General features: G+C 61.3%; 20 protein-coding genes. 8 read left to right on the top strand and 12 right to left on the bottom strand.

What is annotated here, in order from left to right; all coding sequences use genetic code 11:
- Entirely contained in the window at positions 1–576 is a 576-nt protein-coding gene (locus P0M12_RS20055) for a TetR family transcriptional regulator (protein ID WP_003941498.1), read from the bottom strand.
- Between the two features lie 68 nt (positions 577–644).
- Here P0M12_RS20055 and P0M12_RS20050 point away from each other — a divergent pair, with 68 nt between their 5' ends.
- On the top strand, positions 645–2,246 hold the full coding sequence (locus P0M12_RS20050; protein WP_003941517.1) for an MFS transporter: 1,602 nt from the start codon (positions 645–647) through the stop codon (positions 2,244–2,246).
- A 51-nt stretch (positions 2,247–2,297) separates the two neighbouring features.
- On the opposite strand, the gene P0M12_RS20045 is transcribed toward P0M12_RS20050, so the two are convergent.
- The gene (locus P0M12_RS20045; RefSeq protein WP_277376741.1) at positions 2,298–3,149 is read right to left on the bottom strand and encodes an SDR family oxidoreductase; all 852 of its coding nucleotides are present in this window, start codon (positions 3,147–3,149) and stop codon (positions 2,298–2,300) included.
- 118 nt (positions 3,150–3,267) lie between these two features.
- Between P0M12_RS20045 and P0M12_RS20040 the strand changes: the two genes are divergently transcribed.
- Positions 3,268–3,717, top strand: coding sequence for a helix-turn-helix domain-containing protein (locus P0M12_RS20040; RefSeq protein WP_007735410.1), 450 nt, complete (start codon positions 3,268–3,270; stop codon positions 3,715–3,717).
- On the opposite strand, the gene P0M12_RS20035 is transcribed toward P0M12_RS20040, so the two are convergent.
- The 3 genes from P0M12_RS20035 to P0M12_RS20025 all read right to left on the bottom strand — a co-directional run bounded on the left by P0M12_RS20035 (position 3,693) and on the right by P0M12_RS20025 (position 7,308).
- Complete coding sequence (locus tag P0M12_RS20035; RefSeq protein WP_073512154.1) at positions 3,693–4,685, bottom strand: iron-siderophore ABC transporter substrate-binding protein; 993 nt, start codon at positions 4,683–4,685, stop codon at positions 3,693–3,695. The genes P0M12_RS20040 and P0M12_RS20035 overlap by 25 nt on opposite strands.
- Positions 4,686–4,868: 183 nt before the next feature.
- Positions 4,869–6,272 (bottom strand): dihydrolipoyl dehydrogenase, encoded by a 1,404-nt coding sequence (lpdA, locus tag P0M12_RS20030; protein WP_003941477.1) that lies wholly within the window; start codon positions 6,270–6,272, stop codon positions 4,869–4,871.
- A 49-nt stretch (positions 6,273–6,321) separates the two neighbouring features.
- Positions 6,322–7,308, bottom strand: coding sequence for a membrane dipeptidase (locus P0M12_RS20025; RefSeq protein ID WP_039973363.1), 987 nt, complete (start codon positions 7,306–7,308; stop codon positions 6,322–6,324).
- A 233-nt stretch (positions 7,309–7,541) separates the two neighbouring features.
- On the opposite strand from P0M12_RS20025, the gene P0M12_RS20020 reads away from it, so the two are divergent.
- From P0M12_RS20020 to P0M12_RS20010, 3 genes are all read left to right on the top strand, one after another.
- Positions 7,542–8,591 carry an alpha/beta hydrolase family protein gene (locus P0M12_RS20020; RefSeq protein WP_007733735.1) on the top strand — a complete coding sequence of 350 codons (1,050 nt, stop codon included), beginning with the start codon at positions 7,542–7,544 and terminating at the stop codon, positions 8,589–8,591.
- A 255-nt stretch (positions 8,592–8,846) separates the two neighbouring features.
- On the top strand, positions 8,847–9,863 hold the full coding sequence (locus tag P0M12_RS20015) for an alpha/beta hydrolase family protein (protein WP_003941485.1): 1,017 nt from the start codon (positions 8,847–8,849) through the stop codon (positions 9,861–9,863).
- A gap of 84 nt (positions 9,864–9,947) precedes the next feature.
- Positions 9,948–11,999 carry a prolyl oligopeptidase family serine peptidase gene (locus tag P0M12_RS20010; protein ID WP_081557544.1) on the top strand — a complete coding sequence of 684 codons (2,052 nt, stop codon included), beginning with the start codon at positions 9,948–9,950 and terminating at the stop codon, positions 11,997–11,999.
- A gap of 4 nt (positions 12,000–12,003) precedes the next feature.
- Here P0M12_RS20010 and P0M12_RS20005 read toward each other — a convergent pair whose 3' ends face one another.
- Together P0M12_RS20005 and ppk2 are read right to left on the bottom strand one after the other, a co-directional pair.
- Positions 12,004–12,837, bottom strand: a complete 834-nt coding sequence (locus P0M12_RS20005; RefSeq protein WP_054827775.1) for an alpha/beta fold hydrolase — start codon at positions 12,835–12,837, stop codon at positions 12,004–12,006.
- A 51-nt stretch (positions 12,838–12,888) separates the two neighbouring features.
- The gene (gene ppk2 / locus P0M12_RS20000) at positions 12,889–13,803 is read right to left on the bottom strand and encodes a polyphosphate kinase 2 (protein WP_007733731.1); all 915 of its coding nucleotides are present in this window, start codon (positions 13,801–13,803) and stop codon (positions 12,889–12,891) included.
- Positions 13,804–13,948: 145 nt separating this feature from the next.
- On the opposite strand from ppk2, the gene P0M12_RS19995 reads away from it, so the two are divergent.
- Entirely contained in the window at positions 13,949–14,152 is a 204-nt protein-coding gene (locus P0M12_RS19995) for a PspC domain-containing protein (RefSeq protein WP_003941534.1), read from the top strand.
- 272 nt (positions 14,153–14,424) lie between these two features.
- Here the strand turns inward: P0M12_RS19995 and P0M12_RS19990 are convergent, their stop codons facing one another.
- From P0M12_RS19990 to P0M12_RS19975, 4 genes are all read right to left on the bottom strand, one after another.
- Positions 14,425–15,870 carry a wax ester/triacylglycerol synthase domain-containing protein gene (locus tag P0M12_RS19990; RefSeq protein WP_073512156.1) on the bottom strand — a complete coding sequence of 482 codons (1,446 nt, stop codon included), beginning with the start codon at positions 15,868–15,870 and terminating at the stop codon, positions 14,425–14,427.
- A gap of 282 nt (positions 15,871–16,152) precedes the next feature.
- On the bottom strand, positions 16,153–17,778 hold the full coding sequence (gene groL, locus P0M12_RS19985; RefSeq protein WP_003941476.1) for a chaperonin GroEL: 1,626 nt from the start codon (positions 17,776–17,778) through the stop codon (positions 16,153–16,155).
- A gap of 273 nt (positions 17,779–18,051) precedes the next feature.
- Positions 18,052–18,609: a DUF6764 family protein gene (locus P0M12_RS19980; protein ID WP_019744475.1), complete on the bottom strand. Its 558-nt coding sequence runs from the start codon at positions 18,607–18,609 to the stop codon at positions 18,052–18,054.
- 80 nt (positions 18,610–18,689) lie between these two features.
- Positions 18,690–19,475, bottom strand: a complete 786-nt coding sequence (locus P0M12_RS19975) for an HAD-IIA family hydrolase (protein ID WP_064443292.1) — start codon at positions 19,473–19,475, stop codon at positions 18,690–18,692.
- Positions 19,476–19,557: 82 nt separating this feature from the next.
- Between P0M12_RS19975 and P0M12_RS19970 the strand changes: the two genes are divergently transcribed.
- Together P0M12_RS19970 and P0M12_RS19965 are read left to right on the top strand one after the other, a co-directional pair.
- Positions 19,558–20,706, top strand: a complete 1,149-nt coding sequence (locus tag P0M12_RS19970; protein WP_064443504.1) for a PucR family transcriptional regulator — start codon at positions 19,558–19,560, stop codon at positions 20,704–20,706.
- 1,428 nt (positions 20,707–22,134) lie between these two features.
- Complete coding sequence (locus P0M12_RS19965; protein WP_064443291.1) at positions 22,135–23,595, top strand: wax ester/triacylglycerol synthase domain-containing protein; 1,461 nt, start codon at positions 22,135–22,137, stop codon at positions 23,593–23,595.
- A 212-nt stretch (positions 23,596–23,807) separates the two neighbouring features.
- Here the strand turns inward: P0M12_RS19965 and P0M12_RS19960 are convergent, their stop codons facing one another.
- Complete coding sequence (locus P0M12_RS19960; RefSeq protein WP_042450431.1) at positions 23,808–24,311, bottom strand: hypothetical protein; 504 nt, start codon at positions 24,309–24,311, stop codon at positions 23,808–23,810.
- Positions 24,312–24,852 lie beyond the last annotated feature (541 nt).

The following is a 24,852-nucleotide window of genomic DNA, read 5'->3' as shown; positions in this document are numbered from 1 at the left end:
TCACGGCTTGCAGATTCGAGTGACGGCCTCGCGCACCACTTCACGGCGGCGCGCGATCTCGTCGGCGTCGACGTTCTGGTTGTCGGCCACACCGGGGGCCACCACCCAGCCGAACACGAGGCCGAACAGCATCGTGATCAGGTCCTGGGGGTCCCAGTGCTTCGAGATGAGGCCGTCTTCTTGAGCCTTGCGGATCGTGGCCATTCGCGGAACCCAGCTGGAATGTTCCTCGGCCAGCTTCTTCATCCGTGGTGCCTCACCCTGCAATTGACCCCAGATCATCATCCGTTGAATCTGTGGTTTGCCGAGCATTGCGTCGAACAGTTCGACGGCATGCGCGGGCATGTCTTCACCGGTGAACTCGACGGATTCCATCGCCTGCTCGAAGTCGACGTCGAGCACCGCGTGGAACAACGCGACCTTGTCACCGAAATAGGCGTAGAGGCGCTCCTTACTGGCGTTTCCGTTCTTCGCAATCCGATCGATGCGCGCACCGGCAAGCCCGTAGGTGCCGAATTCTTCTTGCGCAGCGTCGAGGATTCGCTGTTTCGTCGCGGTCACGTCAGTGGGAGCCATAGTGATGATGGTAACCGAACGAACTATTTCGTTTGACTCACCCGAGAAGGCTGGAATACCTTTTTCCAATGACCACCACGTCCCACGTCGACGGCGGCACTCTGCCACCGATCCCGGCTGTCTCCGAGAATCCGAATCATCAACGTCGCTGGCTGGTGCTCTGCATCGTCGCGTTCGCTCAACTCATGGTGGTGCTCGACGGCACCATCGTCTCCATCGCCCTACCGGCAGCCCAGGAGGAACTGGGCATAAGCGACCTTGACCGCGCGTGGGTGGTCACGTCGTACGCCTTGGCGTTCGGTGCGCTGCTGCTCCTCGGCGGACGTATCGCGGACTACTGGGGCCGAAAGCGATCCTTCATCGTCGGCATGGCGGGCTTCGCGGTTGCCTCCGGCATCGGCGGCATCGCGCAGAGCGGTATCGAACTGTTCATCGCTCGCGCCGGCCAGGGCGTCTTCGCAGCACTGCTCGCGCCCGCCGCGCTGTCGATGCTCACCACCACCTTCATCGGAGAGAAGGAGCGCGCCAAGGCTTTTGCCGTCTACGGCGCGATCTCCGGCGGTGGCGCTGCTATCGGCCTTCTCCTCGGTGGAGTGCTGACGCAGTACGTCGACTGGCGCTGGTGCCTGCTCGTCAACATCCCGATCGCGCTGATCGCCATCGCTGCGGCCGTCCCGATCGTCAAGGAAACCAAAGCGCACGGCGACACGAGCTACGACCTTCCCGGCGCTGTCCTCATCGCCCTGGGGCTCGGCTCACTGGTCTACGGATTCACACGCGCCGAGCACGGCTGGGGTCAGGCGGACACTTTGCTGTTCATCGCACTGGGTCTGGTCTTCCTCGCGATCTTCGTGGTCGTCGAGAGCCGCAGCAAGAATCCGCTTCTACCGCTGAGCGTTCCGTGGCATCGTGATCGCGGCGCTGCTCTGATCGGCTCCATGCTGGTGGGCGCCGCCCTGCTCGGCGGCACGTTGTACCTGACGTTCTACCTGCAGATCGTGCTCGGATTCAGCCCGGTCATGGCCGGCGTCGGATCGCTGCCGATGGCATTTTTCATCGTCTTGGCGTCGACCATCGCAGCGCAGTTGTCCACCAAGATCGGCCCCAAGCCGCTCATGGTCGCCGGCCCGCTGGTGGCAGCGGTAGGACTGCTCATGCTGACCCAGATCGAGGTACACAGCTCCTACTGGACGCACGTGTTCCCCGGCCTCGCCATCTTCGGCTTCGGACTCGGTCTGCTGATGGTGCCGATGCAGAACCTCGCACTGATCGGTGTCCCCGACCACGACGCCGGCGCTGCCAGTGCCCTGGTCAACGCCACCCTGCAGATCGGCGGCGCACTCGGAACCGCACTGTTCACCACGATCTACGCTTCGGCAAAGTCGGCCTTCACCGCCGACAACGCGGCGCCGATCCCGCCGGAAGGCATTCCTGTCGACATGTCGAACGCGACCATCCCGACTGGTGACCAATTGGCGCTACTCCCCCAGCCGGTGCAGGACTTCGTCGCCTCGATGACGGACTACTTCTTCGGCGCCGAGGTATCCGGATACTCGGCCGCATTCGGTTGGGCGGCAATCCTGTTGGCGATCATCGCACCGGTAGTGCTGGTGCTGGTCCGCGCCAAGAAGGGTGATCTGCCCGCCGAGGGTGCAGTCCACATGGGGTAACCCCTGTGCGCCTTTATTAACCGCCCGCGGTTAATAAAGGCGCACAGCAGGTCAGGCCTTCTCCAACACCTCAGCCACCGGAGTGCTGCTGCGGCCGATCAACTTCTGCAGGTCACCCGACTCGGTGTCCAGCGCCCCCTTGGCAATTGCAGCATCGGAATCGGCGAGGATCTGCGCAACCGGTGCAGGCAGTCCGACACTTTCGAGAATGCCTTCGTAGGCCTGCTCATCCACGAACTGATACGCGATCGGCTTGCCCGCGAATTCGCTGATCTTCTCGGCCAATTCGGCGTAGGTGAGCCTCTCGTCACCGCCCAACTCGTACACTGCACCTTCGTGACCATCGGTGGTCGCGACTACTGCTGCGGCGTCGGCGTAGTCCACACGCGCCGCAGCCGCGATCTTTCCGTCCGCTCCCGCACCGACCAGTGCGCCGCGTTCGATCACACCGGCCAGGTCGTTGGTGAAGTTCTCCCAGTACCAACCGTTGCGCAACAGTGCGAACGGAATACCGCTTCGGGTGAGCACGTCCTCGGTCGCCTTGTGCTCGGCAGCAAGCTTCATCGGAGTGTCTCGAGCATTCAAGATGCTCGTGTACGCGATGAATCCGACACCGGCAGCCTTCGCCGCGTCGATGATGTTGGTGTGTTGCGCGAGCCGTGACCCCACTTCACTTCCCGAGATCAGCACCAGCTTGTCGACTCCCGCCAATGCGATTTCCAACGCCGAGGCATCGGCGTAGTCCGCCCGACGTACAACTACTCCGCGGGCGGCGAGGCTTTGCGCCTTCTGCGGATTGCGGACCACTGCGACGATGTCGGACGCGGCGGTTCCCCGCTCGATCAACGACTCGACTACCAGTTGTCCGAGGTTTCCGGTTGCGCCGGTGACTGCAATGCTCATGCGAACTCCCGATCCAGGTTGAAGCGTAAATGCGTTCTGCAACCATCATGCACTTATTTTTCGTAAGTGCAACATGTCGAGTTAGCGCTATGGGATCGTGCAGTAGTAGCCTGGGTTCATGACCAGCACCGACTCACCTTCACGTGCTGCCCAGACCCCTGATCCGAATGCCGACGTCGTGGACCCAACACTCGAGGCTGACGTCTTCGCTCGCGGGTGCAACTCTCGGGCGGCATTGCAGAATGCAACCGGACGCTGGGGCGCACTCGCGCTGGCGGCATTGAACGAGGGCCCGTACCGGTTCAGTGCCCTGCGCCGACGCGTCGACGGAGTCAGCGAGCGCATGCTCTCGCAGACCCTGCAAACACTCGAGCGGGATGGCCTCGTGCACCGTGAGGTACTCGAAACCATCCCGCCCAAAGTTGAATACAGCCTGACCGAACTCGGCGCCGACGTCGCCGCAAAGATCACGGCCCTGATCGAACTACTCGAATCGCAGGTGCCGAAAATCGTTGCGTCACAAGCGTCGTACGACGCCCGGAATCAGCTCAACTTGTCCGAGAGCTGAGCGATGAACTCGTCGAATGCGTAGGGAACGCTCAGCACCGTCGGAGCGGACGTAGCCATCGCGTAGTCCATTCCGACCAGACGAACCAGACGGCCGTTCGACACCGAGGTCATGTTCGCGAACGGACCGAAGGACATGAGCTTGTCCAGGTTGGTGCCGTCGGCGTCGACGAGAATGAAGACGTCGGCGTCGAGTGTGTCGATGGATTCCATGCCCACGGACACCGAACTGTCGCCGGAAGTGCACACTGCGTCGACACCGGGCGAGGTCTTCACCCCGAGCTGGCCGAGAAGACGGATCCGCGGGTCGGTGCCGCAGAAGACGATCAGGCCCTCGTCGGTGCGCATCGCATACGTCGAGGTTTTGCCCTGGAACTGCGGGTGATCAGCGGCCTGCTTCTCGAAGTACGCCCCGGTCTCGTCGATCAGCGTCTGCGCCTGCGCCGGCTGTCCGAGCGCCGCGCCGATCATGCTCATCTGCTTGTCCCACGCGGTATCCCACGGCTGGTCGGGGAAGGCGACGGTCGGCGCGATGTCACTGAGGCGCTTGTACTCGCCCTCGTCGATACCGGAGTAGACGGCGAGGATCACGTCGGGATCGAGCCCGAGGATCTGCTCGAACGGGATATCGGGATTGGTCGTCATGAGAACGGGCTTCGCACCGTTCAGACGCGAAGCGTCCCAAGGCAGAATGTTGTTCTCGATGCCGTCGCCGGAGAAGCTCTCCATGGCGACCGGGACCTTGTTCAGTGCAATCACCGAATCCTGGCCACTCCATCCGATGGTCACGATGCGCATAGGCTCCGCGTCGATCGTGGTCGAGCCGTAAGCGTGGTCGACGGTCACGGGGAACGCCCCCGCCTCGGCGGCACCCGAAGCTTCGGTGTCCGATCCGGCGTCACCTGAGGTTCCACAGGCGGAGAGCGTCAGCGCGACGCAAGCCGCGAGCAGTACGGAACGAGTTTTCATGAGTGGTCCTTCGAAAGCCGGATGGTCGACTCGGGACGCTAATGCGTTGCGCGCCTACACCCCGACTCGAAGGCCTCAGTTGGCGGTTTCGCAACACAACTCGACACAAAAGACGAAAAACCCCGTGTGCCTTTCCGGTAGAGCGAACTACCGAAAAGGCGCACGGGGCCGAAGGCCCTGCCGTCAGAAGTTGATCATGTGGCCGGCGAGGCCGTGGATCGCTTCCTGCAGTGCCTCACTGAGCGTGGGGTGGGTGTGGACGTTGCGTGCCAACTCGTTGACCGTGAGGTCCCACTTCTGGGCCAAGGTCAGCTCGGGCAGCAGTTCCGAAACGTCCGGTCCGATGAGGTGCCCGCCGAGCAGTTCGCCGTACTTCTTGTCGGCGATCAGCTTGACGAAACCGGTCGGGTCACCGAGACCGTGTGCCTTGCCGTTGGCAGCGAACGGGAAGTTCGCGACCTTGACGTCGTAGCCCTCGGCCTTGGCCTGCTCCTCGGTCAAACCGAACGAGGCGACCTGCGGCTGGCAGAACGTCGCACGCGGCATCATCCGGTAGTCACCGAGTGTCTGCGTCTCCGCGCCGCCGATGGTCTCGGCAGCGACGACAGCCTGAGCTTCTGCGACGTGCGCGAGCTGCAGCTTGGCGGTGACGTCACCGATGGCGAAGATGTGCGGGACGTTGGTGCGCATGTAGTCGTCGATCGCGATGGCGCCGCGATCGGTCAACGCGACACCGGTGTTCTCGAGACCGAAGCCCTCCACGCGCGGTGCGAAGCCGACGGACTGCAGAACCTTGTCGACGACCACGGTCTCGATCTCGCCGGACTTGTTGTCCTTGATCGAGACGGTGACCTTGCTGCCGTCGTCGCTGATGGACTGCACAGCGGCACCGGTCTTGATGGTGACGCCGAGCTTCTTGTACTGCTTGGCGATTTCCTTCGAGACGTCGGCGTCCTCGTTGGGCAGTGCCCGATCGAGGAACTCGACGATCGTGACGTCGACGCCGTAGTTCTTGAGGACGTAACCGAACTCCATGCCGATCGCGCCGGCACCGACGATGAGGATCGAACCCGGAAGGTCACGGGTGAGGATCTGCTCTTCGTAGGTCACGACGTTCTCGCTCAGCGAGGTGCCGGGCAGCAGCTTGGTGTACGAACCGGTCGCGATGATGGCGTTGTCGAACGTGATCGTCTCGGTGCCACCCTTGCTCAGCTCCACGCTGATGGTGTTGGCGTCGACGAACGTGCCCTTGCCGTCGTACTCCGGGATCTTGTTCTTCTTCATCAAGAAGTGAATGCCCTTGACTCGCCCGTCCGCGACCTTGCGGCTGCGATCGAAAGCGGAGCCGAAATCGAAGGACACGTCTCCGGACATGCCGAACGTCTTCGCTTCTTTCGTGAAGATGTGCGCGAGTTCGGCGTTACGGAGAAGCGCCTTGGACGGAATGCAGCCGACATTCAGGCATACACCGCCCCAGTACTTCTGCTCGATGATGGCGGTGCTCAGGCCCAGTTGTGCCGCGCGGATAGCAGCGACGTACCCACCGGGGCCGGCTCCGAGGACAACGACGTCATAGTGTGAGGTCACGATTCACCAGGGTAGTCCTGCATCGTTTCGCTGTCCCCAGATGGTCGTATTACCCGTCGGTAGCCCACACTTCTCGGGCAACTCGGGCGAAATTTCCGCCGTACACGGCCTCGATCGACGGCTCGTCGAAGCCCCGCTCACGCAATACCTGATCAAGTGTCAGCACCTCCTCCGGAGGAGTCCACTGCAGTGGCCCCCACGCGGTGTACGCCTCGGAGAACGACGACGGGTTCTGCTCGATCTCTTCGCGGAAGTCGTCGGCGTCGAAGGAGAAGTCGGAGCCGATCCCGACATGATCGATGCCGACGAGTCCCACAGCCTCTTCGATGTGGTCGGCCATCGCGGACAGCCGAGCCTGGTCGTCATCCGGTCCGTTGACGCCGAGGAATATGCCGACGCCGTTGATCCCGATGACGCCGCCGGTCTCCGCACACGCCCTGGCCTGATCGTCGGTGATGTTGCGCGGATGCTCCCACAACCTTCGGAGATTCGAGTGGCTGTAGATCATTGCTCGCTGGGTGATAGCTGAGATGTCCAACCCCGTCTGTACCGAACAATGTGAGCCGTCGACCGTCATTCCGACGCGATTCATCTCGGCAACCAGGTCACGGCCGTATCCACTCAACCCCGTGTCCGCCAGGTCCAAGCAGCCACAGCCGGCAGCATTCATGTAGTTGTACGTCGGCAACATCGAGCGGACTCCGAGGTCGCAGAAGTACGAGACGTTGGCCAGGTCTCCCTCCAGCGGATTCGAGTCTTCCAGGTCGAAGGCCAGGGCGATTCCGCCGGACTCCTGAATCTCCACGACGCCGTCGACGCTGAAGACAGGGGTGATCTCCGGGAACTCGACCCGCGCCTGCCACGCGAAACTCTTGGCGATTGCCGTCGAGTCCGCGCGAGTCTGCGGCGAGTAACCGACGTTCACCGAAACGTAACTCCCCGCTGGGCGCTGATATCGGAGAAGATCTTCGACAGACGCGTTCGACTGCAGAGGTAGGCAACAATGTTGTTCCCATAGTGGATATGTCCGGTTCACTCACTAATCCCGTCGATGATCAGGGAAATTCACCTGAAACTGGTCGTACGTTCAGCAAATCTCTGGTTCACTGGCGGATAACGCACCGATGCGGTAGAACTTACAAGACTCACACGCCCTGTACCTATCGACAGAGCATGTACCCAGCATGAATTCCCGTACGGGAACAGCAACAAAGGACCGTTCACTCCTGGGCGGATTCGAAGGAATTTTAGGTGGAGGTTTCTGAACGTATGCGTGCTCGCACTTTCAAGCGTGGCCGTCTGGTCGCCGCTGTAGCCGCAGTATCCGTGCTGCCGATGCTGATCAGCCCTGCAGTGTCGTCCGCAGGCGGAGATCCGTCGACCACCACGGCAACTGTTGCCAAGGCAAACACAACGGGTTCCAAGCTCTCGAGCCGCACGGACAACGGGCGCATCGCCACCATCAAGGTGTACTCCCCTTCCATGGAACGCGATATTCCGCTCGAGGTCATCCTCCCGGCAGACGGCAGCGAACCCCGCCCGACCCTCTACCTGCTCAACGGTGCAGGCGGCGGCGAAGACCGGGCGACGTGGCAGCGTCAGACCGACGTCAACGAGTTCTTCGCTGACAAGAACGTCAACGTCGTCACCCCGCTCGAAGGTGCATTCAGCTACTACACCGACTGGGTGAACGACGACCCGTCCCTCGGCCGTCAGAAGTGGCAGACGTTCCTGACCCAGGAACTCCCGCCCGTCATCGACGCCGAGTTCAACACCAACGGCGTCCAGTCGATCTCCGCGATCTCGATGACCGCGACCTCGGTCCTCAACCTCGCCATCGCAGCTCCGGGCCTCTACAAGGGCGTCGGTGCATACAGCGGATGCGCCGAGACCAGCACACCGGTCGGCCAGTCCTCCATCGAACTGGTTGTGGGCATGCGCGGCGACGCTGACGTGACCAACATGTGGGGCCCCCTCGACGGCCAGGGCTGGATCGACAACGACCCCGTCGTCAACGCCGAGAAGCTCCGCGGCACCGAGCTCTTCATCTCCACCGGCTCCGGACTCCCCGGCCCGCACGACACCCTGAACAACGAGGCGATCAACGGACAGGTCGGCACACTCGCCAACCAGGTGATCGTCGGCGGCGTCATCGAGGCAGCAGTCAACTACTGCACCCACAACCTCGCCTACCGCCTCAACGATCTCAAGATCCCGGCCACCTTCGACTTCAAGCCGACCGGCACCCACTCGTGGGGCTACTGGGAAGACGATCTCCACAACTCCTGGCCGATGCTCGCTCGTTCGATGGGCATCTGACCGAAATCGTTCCGACTCGACCCCGCTCCCTGCACTTCCGGGAGCGGGGTCGAGTGCTTGTCTGGGCCGATTCGGGGGTTAGTTCGGGGGTTAATTCCGGGGCCAATTCAATTGTCAGGCAATCGAATCGCGTCACTTTCTGCGCCCGCTCTGCTTTACTGACACATAACAAAAAGTGAACCTGTTCCAGTAAGGGCTCACAGGCACTTCGATCCGTTCCGGATCCGAAGACATTCAGGTGGAGGATCCGAACGTATGCGTGCTCGAATTTTCAAGCGTGGCAGTGTGATCGCAGCTCTCGCAGTGGCCACGGTGCTGCCGATGCTGATCAGTCCGGCGACAGCTTCTGCGGGCGGTGACACGTCCGGATCGCACGTCGTGAGCAACACCAAGACCGGCGACCGCAAGGTCACCATCTCGGTCTTCTCCCCGGCGATGGATCGCAACATCCCGCTCGAGGTCATCCTCCCCGCAGATGGCAGCGAACCCCGCCCGACGCTCTACCTGCTCAACGGTGCAGGCGGCGGCGAAGACTCGGCGACCTGGCAACGCAAGACCGACGTCATGAACTTCTTCCAGGACAAGAACGTCAACGTCGTCACTCCACTCGAAGGCGCGTTCAGCTATTACACCGACTGGGTGAACGACGATCCGGTTCTCGGTCGCCAGAAGTGGCAGACGTTCCTCACCAAGGAACTCCCGCCCGTCATCGACGCCGAGTTCAACACCAACAAGGTCCAGTCGATCTCCGCGATCTCCATGACCGCGACCTCGGTCCTCAACCTCGCCATCGCGGCTCCCGGCCTCTACAAGGGCGTCGGGGCGTACAGCGGATGCGCTGAGACCAGCACCCCCGTCGGTCAGAGTGCGATCGAACTTGTCACAGGTACCCGCGGCGGAGCTGACATCACCAACATGTGGGGCCCGCTCGACGGTCAGGGCTGGAAGGACAACGATCCGGTCCTCAACGCCGAGAAGCTCCGCGGCACCGAACTCTACGTCTCCACCGGCTCCGGACTCCCCGGCCCACACGACACTCTCGCCAATCCCGCGATCAACGGTCAGGTCGGTGCGCTCGCCAACCAGGCGATCGTCGGCGGCGTCATCGAGGCAGCGGTCAACTACTGCACCCACAACCTCGCCTACCGCCTGAGCGATCTGAAGATCCCGGCCACCTTCGACTTCAAGCCGACCGGCACCCACTCGTGGGGCTACTGGCAGGACGATCTCCACAACTCCTGGCCGATGCTCGCTCACTCCCTGGGCGTCTGACCCGATTCGTTCTCACTCGACCCCGCTCCAGTGTTTCGGGAGCGGGGTCGAGTGCTGTCGGGAGCGAGCAGTAAGAATGGACGTATGACTTCCGATCAGCAGCCCACCACCGGCGACGACCCCTACCTCTGGCTCGAAGACGTGACCGGTGAGTCTGCACTCGATTGGGTCCGTCAGCACAATGCCGTGACCGAGGAGCAGCTCACCGACAACGAGCGCTTCGATCGACTACAGAGCGACGTGCGCGAGATCCTCGATACCGACGCGCGAATCCCCTACGTCCGCCGTCGAGGTGAGTTCCTCTACAACTTCTGGCGCGACAGCACCCACGTTCGCGGATTGTGGCGACGCACGACGTTCGATCAGTACGTCACCGACGACCCGGAATGGGACGTCCTGGTCGACCTCGACGCCCTGGCCGAGGCCGAGGGCGAGAACTGGGTCTGGAAGGGCACGCAACTTCTACGGCCACACCGCAACCGTGCATTGATCAGCCTCTCCCGCGGCGGGGCAGACGCGGCGGTCGTTCGCGAGTTCGACATCGACAAGCGCGAGTTCCTCGCTCCCGAGGGCGAGAATCCCGGCTTCTACCTTCCCGAGGCCAAGACCGACATCGACTGGATCGACATCGATACCGTCTACGTCGGAACGGATATCGGACCGGGGTCGCTCACCGATTCCGGATATCCCCGTCTGGCCCAGCGGTGGAAGCGCGGCACTCCCCTCTCCAGCGCCGAGACCGTCTACGAGGGCCAGGCCACGGACGTGGCCATCTCGGCTTCGCACGATCCGACGCCCGGGTTCGAACGGGACTTCGTCACTCGCTCGGTCGATTTCTACAACTCTCAGCATTTCGAAGTTCGCCCCGACGGTGAACTGGTGCTCGTGGACGTCCCCGAGGACGCCGGGATCTCGATTCACCACGAGTGGTTGTTGATCCGCACCAAGTCCGTGTGGGCCGTCGAGGACACCGAATATCCGACCGGCGCACTGCTTGCCATCCGTTACGACGATTTCCTTGCCGGCTCACGAGCACTGACATCGATCTTCGAACCCGACGCACATTCCTCGCTCGAGCACTACACCTGGACACGCGATCATCTGATTCTGGTGGTCCTGACCGACGTGCGCACGACGCTGCGAATCCTGACGCCGGGCGAAAACGGCTGGGAGGATCGACCTTTCGAAGGGCTTCCAGAACTGACCAGTATCGAAATTCTCGACACCGACCCTGATGTCAGCAACGAGTACTTCGTCAATTCGAGTGGATACACCTCCCCTGCAACTCTTTTGCACGGCGTGATCGGCGAAACCGAACCCACTGCCCTCAAGCAGGCTCCCGCGTTCTTCGACGCCGAGGACATCACCACGGAGCAGTTCTTCGCCACCTCCGCCGACGGCACCCTCATCCCCTATTTCGTGGTCCGCAATCCGCGTAGCGAGCCCGGCCCCACCCTGCTCTACGGGTACGGCGGATTCGAGATCTCGCTGACGCCGTCGTACAGCGGTTCTCTGGGCCGTGCCTGGTTGACGCAGGGCGGAACCTATGTGGTTGCGAACATTCGTGGTGGCGGCGAGTACGGACCCGGTTGGCACACACAGGTTCTCAAGGCTGGGCGCCACAAGGTGCACGAAGACTTTGCTGCCGTCGCGAGAGACCTCGTCGATCGCGGAATCACGACCCCGGATCTTCTGGCAGCTCAGGGCGGAAGCAACGGCGGCCTGCTGATGGGCATCATGCTGACCAAGTACCCCGAACTCTTCGGCGCCATCGTCTGCCAGGTCCCGCTGCTGGACATGCGTCGATTCCATCTCCTGCTGGCCGGCGCGTCCTGGATGGCCGAATACGGTGACCCCGATGTCCCGGAGGAGTGGGCATTCATCTCGGAGTATTCGCCGTATCAGAACATCGACGCCGCCGCGTCGTACCCACCGATCCTGATCGCGACATCCACCCGCGACGACCGCGTCCACCCCGCGCATGCCCGCAAGATGGCCGCACGGCTGGAAGAGCTGGGCAAGCAGGTGCTGTATTTCGAGAACATCGAGGGTGGCCACGGCGGCGCCGCGGACAATGCTCAGCTGGCATTCAAGACCGCGCTGACCTACGAGTTCCTCTGGCAGAAGCTCGCCTGATCTTTCAGCGGTCGCGCAACCACGCGACGACGCGCTCGCTCACAGCGGTGGGATTGCGTATCCAACCGTTGTGACCGAGTGGTTCGTCGATGTGCGTCATCGTCACTTGGGCCCCGGAGAGCTTGTCCACCAGGTTCTTTGCCGACCGGCGTGGAGCGAGATCGTCCCCTTCGATCGTGATCGACAGAACCGGCAAGGTCAGGCGAGCGATCCGCTCCTCGTAGTCGATATCCGCACCGATGGGTTCCATGCGACCGGTCCTGGCGAACCGTGCCCAATCGGTGATCAGTACTTTCGACTGTCGACCGAAGCCGCCGACGTTGACCCGGTCTCCCGGCCAGAAGCCGGCAATGTTGGCTGTCACCGACATCGCGGACGAACCCAGATAGAGTCCGGGCGCACGGATTCCGGGGAATCCGCGGTGATACGGCGATCCGGAGGCAACCAGGATCAGTCCGCCGAGCCGGCCCCGAATCCTCGACGCGTACATGACCCCGATCTGGCCGCCCATGCTGTGCCCCATCAGAAATGGTGTGCTGGCCGGAAACCGCTCGCGCACCACCTCGAACGTCGCCGGACAATCGATCGAGACCAGTTCCTGATATCCGAAAGCACTCGACGCGCTCGGGCGCGGTTTGCTGTCACCTTGGCCGCGCAGTTCACCGATGGCCGCATTGAAGCCGGCTTCGACCAGGGCCTGCGCCACCGGATCGTAGAACCCGGCGGGAACTCCGAGCCCTGGCAACATCACCACCACGGGTGCGTCGTCGTTCGGTCCGGGAAACAGACGGATCGGGGTCACGGTGCCGTCGGGGAGTTGGATCGGTACGGTCTCCATTCAACTCACACTAACCACCCACACCGCGGATGGGCAGAGCCCACGCGCCGACTATTCGAGGCTTCCCACGATCAGCGGATCCGGAGTACCCACGATCTCGTAATCCTTGTTGTCGTAATCGAACTGACTGAGCACGTGACGCATCGCGTTTATCCGCGCGCGTTTCTTGTCGTTGCTCTTGATGACGGTCCACGGAGCGGTGGCGGTATCGGTGAACCGGATCATCTCTTCCTTCGCCGCCGTGTACGCATCCCACTTGTCCAGAGAAGCGATGTCCATCGGCGAAAGCTTCCACTGCCGCACGGGATCGACCTGTCTGATCGCGAACCGCGTGCGCTGCTCCAGCGGTGAAACCGAGAACCAGAACTTGATCAAGCTGATGCCGTCGTCGACGAGCATCTGCTCGAACAACGGCACCTGGCGCAGAAATCGCTCGTGCTCCTCGTCGGTGCAGAAACCCATGACCCGCTCGACCCCGGCCCGGTTGTACCAAGATCGATCGAACATCACCAGTTCCCCGGCGGCGGGAAGGTGCTGCACGTAGCGCTGGAAGTACCACTGCGTCGACTCGCGAGCCGACGGCTTCTCCAGCGCGACGACGCGAGCGCCACGAGGATTGAGGTGCTCCATGAATCGTTTGATCGTTCCGCCCTTGCCGGCAGCGTCGCGTCCTTCGAACACAATGGCGTGCCGTGCGCCGGTTTCTTTCGACCAGTTCTGCAGCTTGAGGAGTTCGATCTGCAGCAGACGCTTGGACATTTCGTACTCGTCCCGAGGCATCCGTGCGTCGTACGGGTATCCCTCCCGCCAGGTGTCGACCTCGAAACCGTCCGGCGACGTCAGCAGCACCGGATCGTCGTCGTCATTGTCGTCGACGGTGAAGGCGGCGGTGTCGGCCAGATCGACGGCGGTCGAGAGGTCCGCGAAGGCGCTGAGGAACGGTCGGCGTTCTGCTAAATCGGTCACCGCCGACAAGTTAGTCTCCCGCAGCAACCGTTCGGTGAAGCTGGGATGAACTACCGGGGTATGACACGACGGGCTCAAAAGATCAGGGTGCAGATGGGGGTCGTCCCCGATGGTGCCTGATGCGATCTCGCTTCAGAATTGAAGCATGACATTCGAAAGCAACACACCTCGCCCCTTCACCCGTTCCAACGACAAGAAAATGTTCGCCGGAGTGTGCGGCGGAATTGCAGATTACTTCGGCGCCGACGTCAATCTTGTCCGTCTACTCGCCGTTATCGCCGCTATTTGCACGGGTGGAACCGCGGCATTGGTATATCTCGCCGCCTGGATGCTCATGCCATTAGGGTGAGAATTCCGGCAATTCACATGGCGAGAATTACGCGCCGACAAAAGGTATTTCGGGGCCTACGCGCCAACACGAGCAGGCCCCGAAATCAACAATCCACTTGGCGGCCTTCAACTCTCCACCGCTGAGCGCAGCGAGGGCCTCGAGACCCTTGACGGCCAGGCCACTGACGCTGCCCAACCAAGATGTTCAGTGGTTCGCTTGGGACGAGGAAATGACGCCAATCCGAAAACTCAGGGAATGACAGGCGGCGTAAAGCCGGGGGTGCCGAGAGATTATCGTTCGACCAACTCACGATTTTGGTCGGAAACTGCCTGCAGAAGCGTCGTGAACCCCACCCGCAATAATTCGATGTAGTGCTCGATATCCGGCATCGTCTCTCGCGAGACGATGACATTGAGCGTCAGAGAACCTCCACGCGCAGCAATGAGGAAGTGGCGCAGAATGTCTCCGTCGACCGGCGCCTGCCCGCCGAGAACTGCCACCGCCGGCGCACCTTCGAAGACATTGCCGTCGACCGATACCGGGACATTGCTGATCGTCGTGTTCTGAATGACCTTGTGCGAAGGGTCAAGCTTGTTGATCCGACGCGAGAGACCGGTGAGTCTGAGCAGAGCCGCGGGCGACGTTTCGATGCGTGTGCCGTATCGACGGACGGCTGGGTGCAAACTCCGCCCCTTTGCCATCAGCGCCGAATCCCTGATTCGTGTCAGCCGCTCGACCGGATCTTCGACGTCCGTGTGCAGATCGACCGTCAACAGCGCCAGTTGGTTGGCCGATTCCCATTCGGCGATCTGCCGCATCGATCGGGGAACCATCGCCGCCAACCCACTGCCTGATTTCTCGCCCTTCTCCGACAGGTATGCGTCGAGAGCGCCGGCGACGACGGTCAGGAAGATGTCGTTGACCGTCACGTCCGAAATGGCCGCTCGGATCGCTTTGATGTCTGCGCCGTCCAGCGTCAGGAAATCGATCGTGATGTCTCCGCCCAGCATGCCGTTGAATCGGGTCGGCAGGCGGTCGGCCGAGTACGTAGGCAGCTCTCCGGCCTCTTCCGCCTCCCGAACCGTCTCGGCCGCAACCTTTGTCACGGACAGACCCCGGCCGAAACGGATCGCCTGGCCGGGCAAACCCACGACCGTGCGCCCGATCAAATCCAGCGACGAAAGCCCCGAACCGGCACGCTTCGTCTCCGGCTTCGGCGGACCGGAGAACAGAAGGTTGGTCAGATCGCGGATCGCCAGACCGTCACCGGCCCCGTGGTGGGTCTTGAGCATGATCAGCGTCAGATTGCCCGGTAGCTCGTCGATCCCGTGCACTCCGGTCATGACGTGCAACTCCCAGGGCGGCCGGGACAAGTCCATCGGCTCACCGAGCGAGCGCCCGAGCAATTCACGAATCGGCGCCCACCCGGCAACCGGGGCACGATGGACGTGCACGTGATCATCGACGTCGAAATCGGCCGGGACCCAATAGGGATAGTCCAGATCCAGCGGAACTCGCTGGAGTCGACTCGTGAACAGTGGCCAGTATCCGAATCTTTCGGTGATCCACCGAACCGCGTCGTCGTGCGTCATCTCTGCGAGCGGATGGCCCGTCGTGTCGAAGAAGTAGGCGCAGACCATGTGGCTCAGATGTCCGCCGGACTCGTTGTAGACGAACTCCGCGTCTCGCGGCCCCATCTGAGATACCGCGGCTGGCAACGAGTTCCGAAAGATCATGCATGCCCCTCAATTCCGACGCTGAACGAATGTCCGAATTGTAGCGAGCTGACATGCCGATCCTCTGGGTTCTGCTCGGAATCGTTGGGTATCACCGGATCCAGCAATCGGAAAAGGTGCCTGTGATTCCGAGCGATCAGGAGGCAACCTCTTGGTTAGGTGAATCCGCAATCTGCATCGCGGCTGCCGCTGCCAAGTCATGGAAACTTGCCTCCCCCGCACGAGCAAAAGCCCGGCCCACCGAATGGTGGGCCGGGCTCTAGGAGCTAGGTGGAGATGGACTCAGAAGTCCATGCCGCCCATGCCGCCGGTCGGATCGCCTGCAGGCGCTCCGGCCTTCTCGGGCTTGTCAGCGACAACGGCTTCGGTCGTCAGGAACAGAGCCGCGATGGACGCTGCGTTCTGCAGTGCCGAGCGGGTGACCTTGACCGGGTCGTTGATGCCTGCAGCGAGCAGGTCGCCGTACTCGTTGGTCGCAGCGTTGAGGCCGTGACCTGCGGGCAGGTTGGAGACCTTGTCCGCAACAACGCCGGGCTCGAGGCCTGCGTTGAATGCGATCTGCTTGAGCGGAGCGGACAGTGCAACGCGAACGATGTTCGCGCCGGTTGCCTCGTCACCTTCGAGCTTGAGGTCGTCCAGTGCGGGAGCTGCCTGGAGAAGTGCAACGCCACCACCGGCGACGATGCCCTCTTCGACGGCTGCCTTTGCGTTACGCACTGCATCTTCGATGCGGTGCTTGCGCTCCTTGAGCTCGACCTCGGTAGCAGCGCCGGCCTTGATGACTGCAACGCCGCCGGCCAGCTTGGCCAGACGTTCCTGCAGCTTCTCACGGTCGTAATCCGAGTCGCTGTTCTCGATCTCGGCGCGGATCTGGCTGACACGACCGGCGATTGCGTCGGCGTCGCCGGCACCCTCGACGATGGTGGTCTCGTCCTTGGTGATGACGACCTTGCGTGCCTGGCCGAGGAGCTCGAGGCCTGCGGTCTCCAAGGAGAGTCCGACCTCTTCGCTGATGACCTCGCCACCGGTGAGGATGGCGATGTCGGCGAGCTGAGCCTTACGACGGTCACCGAAGCCGGGAGCCTTGACGGCAACAGACTTGAAGGTGCCACGGATCTTGTTGACCACGAGGGTGGAGAGAGCTTCGCCCTCGACGTCCTCGGCGATGATCAGGAGCGGCTTGCCGGACTGGATGACCTTCTCCAGCAGGGGCAGCAGATCCTTGACCGTGGAGATCTTGGAGCTGACGAGCAGGATGTACGCGTCTTCGAGGACGGCTTCCTGACGCTCTGCATCGGTGGCGAAGTACGCCGAGATGTAGCCCTTGTCGAAGCGCATGCCCTCGGTGAGCTCGAGCTGCAGGCCGAAGGTGTTGGACTCCTCGACCGTGATGACGCCTTCCTTGCCGACCTTGTCCATAGCCTCGGCGATGAGCTCACCGATGGACGGGTCGCCGGCGGAAATACCGGCGGTAGCAGCGATCTGCTCCTTGGTGTCGATCTCCTTGGCGGTCTCGAGCAGGCGAGCTGTGACAGCCTCGACAGCCTTCTCGATGCCGCGCTTGAGGCCGAGCGGGTTCGCGCCGGCTGCGACGTTGCGCAGACCTTCACGGACCAGAGCCTGTGCGAGAACGGTAGCGGTGGTGGTGCCGTCGCCAGCGACGTCGTCAGTCTTCTTGGCGACCTCCTTGACGAGCTCGGCGCCGATCTTCTCGTACGGGTCGTCGAGTTCGATCTCCTTGGCGATGGAAACACCATCGTTGGTGATCGTGGGGGCGCCCCACTTCTTTTCGAGAACGACGTTGCGACCCTTGGGGCCCAACGTCACCTTGACAGCGTCGGCGAGGGCGTTGAGGCCTCGCTCGAGGCCACGACGTGCCTCTTCGTCGAACGCGATGATCTTTGCCATTGCGAAGTGATCCTCCGGATAGGGGGTGACACACAAGGTGACCGCTCGTCGGGTCACCTCATCGGCACAAGGCGACCGTTTGACCGGTCACCTCATTACACGGGCGACCGATTTGCCTGGTCACCCATCTACGCCTGTGGTCTAGTCAGTGCCCGCGACGGACGACCGGGGGTGTCTATGGTTCCCGGTCTCACTGCCTCGACCTGGCACTCACGGTTCGCGAGTGCCAACTGCATTTTTAGCACTCGAGCGTGCCGAGTGCAAGGTTGAGCCTCAGCCCGCGATGCAGAACTGTCCGTTACTCAAATTGACCGCAAACGAGAGCACTCCGACGCAGTCGACGCCATTGGCATCGGCTGTAGCGCCCGCTCCGTAACCAGCGATGGCGAAGGTGACATTTCCGTCAGCCGCCCCGGCCCGCGCGATACCGCCGCCGAGTGCAAATGCCTGCGCCTGACCGTTACCGCGAGAAGCCCCCAGCGCGGTTCCGAAGCCGTTGGCATATGAATTTGAGTAGCCGTTGTCGGCGGCGACGCTCACAGCGGTACCGCTCTCGGCGGCACCGGCCTGCGAACGGCCGGCTCCGACGGACTGCGCGCCGCAGCTCGCGGTCTCGGAGACCTGGATGTCATTGGCCGACGGCGGCGAGACACACGTGACGGGGGCTGCCGAAGCAGCTCCCGCACCGGTCAGCGCCAGCCCGGCGGCGAGCCCCATACCTACAGTCATCACAGCCCCTGTTCTCGCCAGGCGGCCCCCCAACCGACTACTGGAAATTCCGCTGACTCGAGAGGATGAGCGGCGGAACCAGACTGACGAGATCAAGGGCATAGAAACTCCTTCGTGGAACAAGTTCATTGGATTCGGGCGCGAGAGTACCCGCTCGAGTGAAGTCCGTCACCCCCGCCTGGTCAAGCCTCGAGGACGACCCCGAGAAGGGCCGGAAGATCCGCGACCGAATCGATGACGTGGTCGGGCTTCTGAACCGAGAGGTCGAGCACTGTTTGCCGAAACTTGCCTGTGCGCACCAGAACTCCGGTCAGGCCGACCCGCTGTGAGGAGAGGACGTCCCCGATCAGATCGTCGCCGACCATCACCGTCGCCTCAGGTTCGACATGCATCAGCTCCGTGGCTGTAAGGAACCCCGTGAGAGACGGTTTACCCACCGCGGCGATGTTTACACCCGCCACTTCCTCGAAGCCGGGCAAGTACGTTCCGGTGTCGATTCGAAGGCCACCTGACGTCTCCCACATCATCCCGCGGTGCATCGCGACGACGGGCACTCCGGCGAGCAGTAGTTCGAGCACTCTGCTCAGCGCCTCGTGGGTGAACTCCGGGCCGGCGCCGCCGAGAATCACGACCTCGGGATCGGCGTCGTCGAATTCGATTCCCTCGAGATCGGCGGACACGTCACCGTGATTGAGTACCCACGCCCTCGCGTCCGGGTACGTCGCCCGCACGTACTCCCCCGTGAGCCTGGCGGCAGTAACTATCTGGCTCGCCTCCACCTCGATACCGGCGTCGCACAACCCCTGCGCGATGAGTGTCGAACTGCGCGAGGTGGTGTTGGTCAGAAACCCACAGGCCAATCCGCGCCGCCGAACTTCGCGTACTGCTTCCCCTGCTCCCTCGATCGGCTGCCAGGACGTGAGCAGGACTCCGTCGATATCGAACAGAACACCTTCGATGTCGGCCATTGCACCAGCCTATATTCGCCATCGAGGTCCTGCCGAGGCGTCGAAACCCGAAATCCGTCGATCGCTCAGTAGGCTCGCACCCATGGACCTGCGCGACGACGACCTCTTCTCCGTCGCCGGTTCTCTGGCCGAATTGCTCGGCGCTCCCGTCACGATCGAGGACGAGAACTCGACGGTTCTCGCGTACTCCGGCGGCGAGCAGGCCGTGGACGAAGCTCGCATCGGCACGATCCTCGGTCGGCAGGTACCCAGCCGATTCCGCCAATTACTCTCCGATGCAGGAGTATTCGATCGGCTTCACCGAGAGAGCGATCCCATCTACGTCGACCTCGAAGACCCCTCGATCACGCCGCGACTGGTTATCGCAGTTCGCGAGAACGATCACCCCGTCGGCTCGATCTGGGTCGCACTGGCCGGATCACCGACGCCCACACAGGAATCGATACTTCGTTCCGCGGTATCTGTCGTGGCCGGGAGAATCGCCTCGGAGCGTGACCGGGTCGACAGCACACGCCGTCGCCAATCCCAGCGCGTCCAAGCATTGATCGGCGGTGGCGAACCCGCATTCCGCGCCGCCGACGACTTGCGGTTGGCAGGCCCGCTCACCGTCGTCGCCGTCGGAACCGTCGCGGGACCACTGCCGGCGGGGTTGGTCGCCTCCTTGAGCTTGTACCTGGACACTCTGGCCGTCGACGCCGTGATCGCACAGTTGATCGACTCGACGTACCTTGTTGTCGCCGCTGACGAAGCGAACGCCCGCCGACTGTTGGAGGACTTCCTCAGCCGCGCCCGCACACGAGCACAACTTGCCGTTGCGGTGGGCCGCACCGTGAAATCAGCCAGCGAATGCCATTTGTCACGCGCCGACGCCGACCATGTTCTGGGCGCGCTGCGACACAACCGGTCCGGCGGGATTGTCGCGGGTATGAACGACACCTTGGCGTCGGTACTGGCCTTACATGTTGCCGACATCTTCGACGGACTGAGCACCGCCACACCTATGCACGCCCTGGAAGGGTACGACCGTCGACATGGAAGCGAACTCGTCGCAACGGCCCACACCTTCCTCGACAAGGGCGGTGATGTCGCGAGTTCTTCCGCAGCATTGCATGTTCACCCCAACACTCTCCGCAATCGATTACGCCGCTGCAAGGAGATGTGCGGGGTTGACCTGAGCGACGCGGACACTCGACTGATCCTGATGCTTCAGTTCAAACTACGAAGTTCCTGAGCCGGCGAAGAAGGTATCGGAGCATCTCCCGTGCCGCTCCACTTTGGGAGGTATTCGACAAAATATCACCCAAAAGTATTAACGACCAGTCCGCCAAAAGTCATAATTACCGGCCACGATTCCCAAAACCCAGCAATTCGGCAATCATCAATCTTGCAATCTGGTTAGCGTTCCGCAAGATCTTCCTCTCACGGCCCAAATAGGCCATTTTGGTTGCCTGACCAGCATAAATGAAACACGTTTCAGTTTGGTTCTACAAATTCCTAGTCAAAGTGGACTTGCTCGAGCTAACCTCATTCTCGTCACGCCACATAAGACCCCGAACGCCACACGGATCTCTTAGCAGAACGATCGCAAGGGTCCGTGCACTAGTCGAACCTGCTCTTTGTGGAATGCAACAAGCATGCGCCGATGTACAAAAAGTCTTCCAGATCTATCGAAAGGATGGAACTTCATATGATCGCAATGTTCCTTCAAGCAACGGCTGCGTTGTTCACCGGATTACTGGACAATGTATGGAGCGGATCCCTAGTGCCCGGCATCGAGGGCGCCACCGGCTCGCTAGCCGGATTAATCGAGACCGGCTCATCGCAACCCTGATCCATTTCAGAACATCACCCAACGACAGGAGTAAACGATGGATCTAGGATCGATGGTGCCTTACCTCAAGGAACCGATAATTTTGCAGATCATTTCATTGCTCGTATACAGAGGCTCCATGGCGTCAGTCGACTTCGACTGGCAACCCCCACTCGGCTGACTTCAACAGAATTTCCTACCGTGATAAAAATCTACCGCAAGGAGCGTTAGCATAGTGGATACAGCAAGTATCATCGACGCAGTCACGAGCATTGATTCGCAATCATTGCTTCCCCCGTTCGTTTATGTGCAGGCAATAGTCGACGGCATCTTCAAGTCTATCTCCGCAGCCATCAACCTAATGGCTAGCGGTTCTGCAGGTATTGGTGGAAGCATTCAGACCGCCCTCGGCTCGACCGTTGCCCCGTAGTCGGGAGAGGAGACAATAATGTTCGATCTTTCAATGAGCTATCTGTCGGATCTGGTGGGATTTGGCTCAATCGACCTAGTAGGTACGTTCGCGAAGTATCTCAACACCCTGTCCGCGTACACGCCGACGCCGCTCTAAGGAAAGGTGATTTACAATGCTGCAAAGATATATCACCAGTTTGATCGCCTGGGCTACTGGGACCATAGAGTTGACCGGCCTGGGAAGTACCATTCTGCAGAAGTAAATTCTCTGGTGCAACTTCTCTACTCTGAACTTCGATGATCCCCGAGGCTCCAATTCGCCTCGGGGGTCATTTCGCGTTCCAAGCACGAGAGTTTTCCAGGCACGAGAGTTCCGGGCCACGAGAGTTCCGGGGCACGGACACTTTGATCCGGCACCCGCCACGTGAGGAGTTCGACATGAGACTGCCCAACCTGCTGGATGCGGCTGTCACACAGGTGAATCCGCGAGACGCGGACTTCGTCTACAACGAGTCCGCCGGCCACCTGAAGCATCTGGTCGGCGTGTACTTCTTCGAAACATCTCAGCACCCAGCCGCAGAATTCACGCAGGCGCAAGCCGTCGATTGGGTCACCGCCAGGCTCGGACACAATCGCATGTTCACCCACCGAATCCAGCACACGCCACTGGGACTCGGCCATCCGTACTGGGTTCCAGACCCCAACCTGGATGTGGGCGACCACGTGCGGGTCAACGCGATTTCCGAGCCGGGTTGGGCACCATTTCAAGAAATGCTCAGCGCCCTGCTGACCTCGAGAATGGATCTCAGCCGCCCACCGTGGGAACTGCACTTTTTCACGGGGATCGAGGGGCTTGACGCTCTACCCGGCAGGCTGACGGCGGTTGTGCTCAAGTCTCATCACAGCGCGGCCGACGGAATCGCGATCCGAATGCTGGGTGAAGCCATATTTTCGGATGCGCAACGGCCGAGGAAATCAGCACCTGCAATACGGTTCCTACGGGGACGTCTCTTCACGCGATCAGCGCTGAGTTTCCCCGGCCAACTTATCCAGTTCGCCAAGAGCATTCCGGGCAATCGGGCTGCTGCCCGTGCGGTAGTCGAGGCGAAGAGTGCTGGAGAATGGGACGAGTGCATCTACGAAAGTACTAGCACCCGCTTCAACTGCAAGGTAAGCGGGTCGGCATTGGTGGAGCCGATCATCCTCGCAGGCAACGAGGTTCGGCATGTGAAGAACGCAGTCCCCGGAGCGACTGTCAACGACGTCCTTCTGGCTGTGGTCGGTTGCGCGATGGCGCGATACCTTACCGAGAAGAGCGAAGCGCCTCGAGGTTCTCTGTTCGCGATGGTTCCGCGGTCCATGCGCAAGCAAGAGGAGTGGGAGTCCGCAAACCAATTGGTGAATCTGTCCGTGAACATGCACACCACGATCACGGATCCGCTGAAGAGACTCGCTCTCATCGCAGAGTCTGCACGCTCGGAGAAGGCCCGTACGTCCCACACAGCGGTCCGGCGGATGAGCACAGTGTTGGAGACCCTACCCGCTCCGATAGCGCGGTTGATGGCATATTCACGTCACCATGACGACTACAGCCCGGATGGGCCGCGGTATCAGCACACGATGGTGAGTAACATTCCGCTCTCGGTCAACGGACTGACCCTGAACGGGGCAACTGGCACTGCCGTACTCGCTAATCAAGCACCGGTCGACGGTGACGGGCTGCGGCACTTCATGGTAGCTGCGAGTGGCGGCAACCTAACGCTCAACGTTATTGCAGACGCCGCAACGATGCCAGATCTAGGCCACTACCTGGAGTTGCTTCGCGCGAGTTTCGAGGAACTGAAGGAAGCCGCAAAGACGCGTGAGCTCGAGAGCAACTCGACCGTCATCGCATCCTGATCCCTTATTCACCAAGACATTACGATCCCGGCCTACCACTGCGGTAGGTCGGGATTCTTGTCGAGCGGGTAATTCTGCACGTAACTCGCATCCACATGGTCTGGAAGCGCCTCCCGGCACACACTTCTGGCACTCACGCACAAGACTACGCAAAACAGCGCTGCCTGAGTGGGGTGTCAGGCAGCGCTGCTAATCACCGGGGTCCGGATTGACTATGGATGCAGAACGCCCGCACCCGAATTCAGTGCCGGGTAACTACCGGTCGCACCCACCGCATTGGCGGGAATGCATGAGGTCGGCGCACTGACTGTCCCGAAGATAGGCACTGACGCCTTCGATGTGAAACGGAAGTAATTCGCCGAGAAGTTATACATCTGGGCCGCGGTGCCCTGAGTGTCGAACTTCACGTCCAACGCACTGTTCCGAGTTTGGAAACTAATCTTCGGAAGCTGGTATGTCACGCCTACGCCGACATCCGCACCGTCCACGATCAGTTGCGATCCGGTATCGGTGAGAGTGACCGTGCCTGTGTAGCCCGAACCGGAACCGGCCACCAGTGCGGCCGATCCTGCGACGAACGTCGCTGGGTCATAGCGGTAGACAAGCCTGACGTCATCAATGCCGAGGAATGTGACACCCGAGACGCCAGAACTGCTGGGTGTCGTCGCTGAACCGGGCTGAAGGGTGTATGAATTTACCCCGGGCGTGGCATTCACAGTGACGTGGTTAGCCGTGACCGAGGTTGGAACTACCTGATCCACGGTCTGCCCAACACTTACAGCGCGGCACGCCTGGTTATAGCTCGTCACCGTCGTACCTGCAGTTGCCGACGCCGGTGCAACTGCTGCGAATACCATGCCCGCCGAAGCAGTTACTACTGCTAGAGCGGCCACCGTACGTTTTGCCGTTGAAACATGCATATCTTCTACTCCTCATTCCCTTTCGGGATCGGTTTATAGCGTTGATAGCACTTCCTGCCAAAACGCAGTTCGAGCAAAGTTGAACTACTGCATTGACAGCCTCCGCATCACCGGAAGTTTCGCTGCGAAGGGGAAGTCTTTGAGGCCGTGCGCAGCACGATAGGATTTGTTCACTACCGATGCACGACCGAAATCTTGACAACGGAGATTAGCGATACGACATCACCCGGGAATCATGTCTCGATTCCGAAAAAGATGACGTCCGACCGTGAGAAACCACCTCCAATCAGCTGGTTTGGTAGCACCAATTCCACTGGATGCTCACACCGAGCGGTAA

Origin of the sequence: Rhodococcus sp. RCBS9 (assembly GCF_029457415.1) — a bacterium.
In the GTDB taxonomy this organism is placed as follows: domain Bacteria; phylum Actinomycetota; class Actinomycetes; order Mycobacteriales; family Mycobacteriaceae; genus Rhodococcus_F; species Rhodococcus_F qingshengii.
Note: the sequence above shows the minus strand (reverse complement) of the source record. Positions and strands in the feature narration are given on the sequence as shown.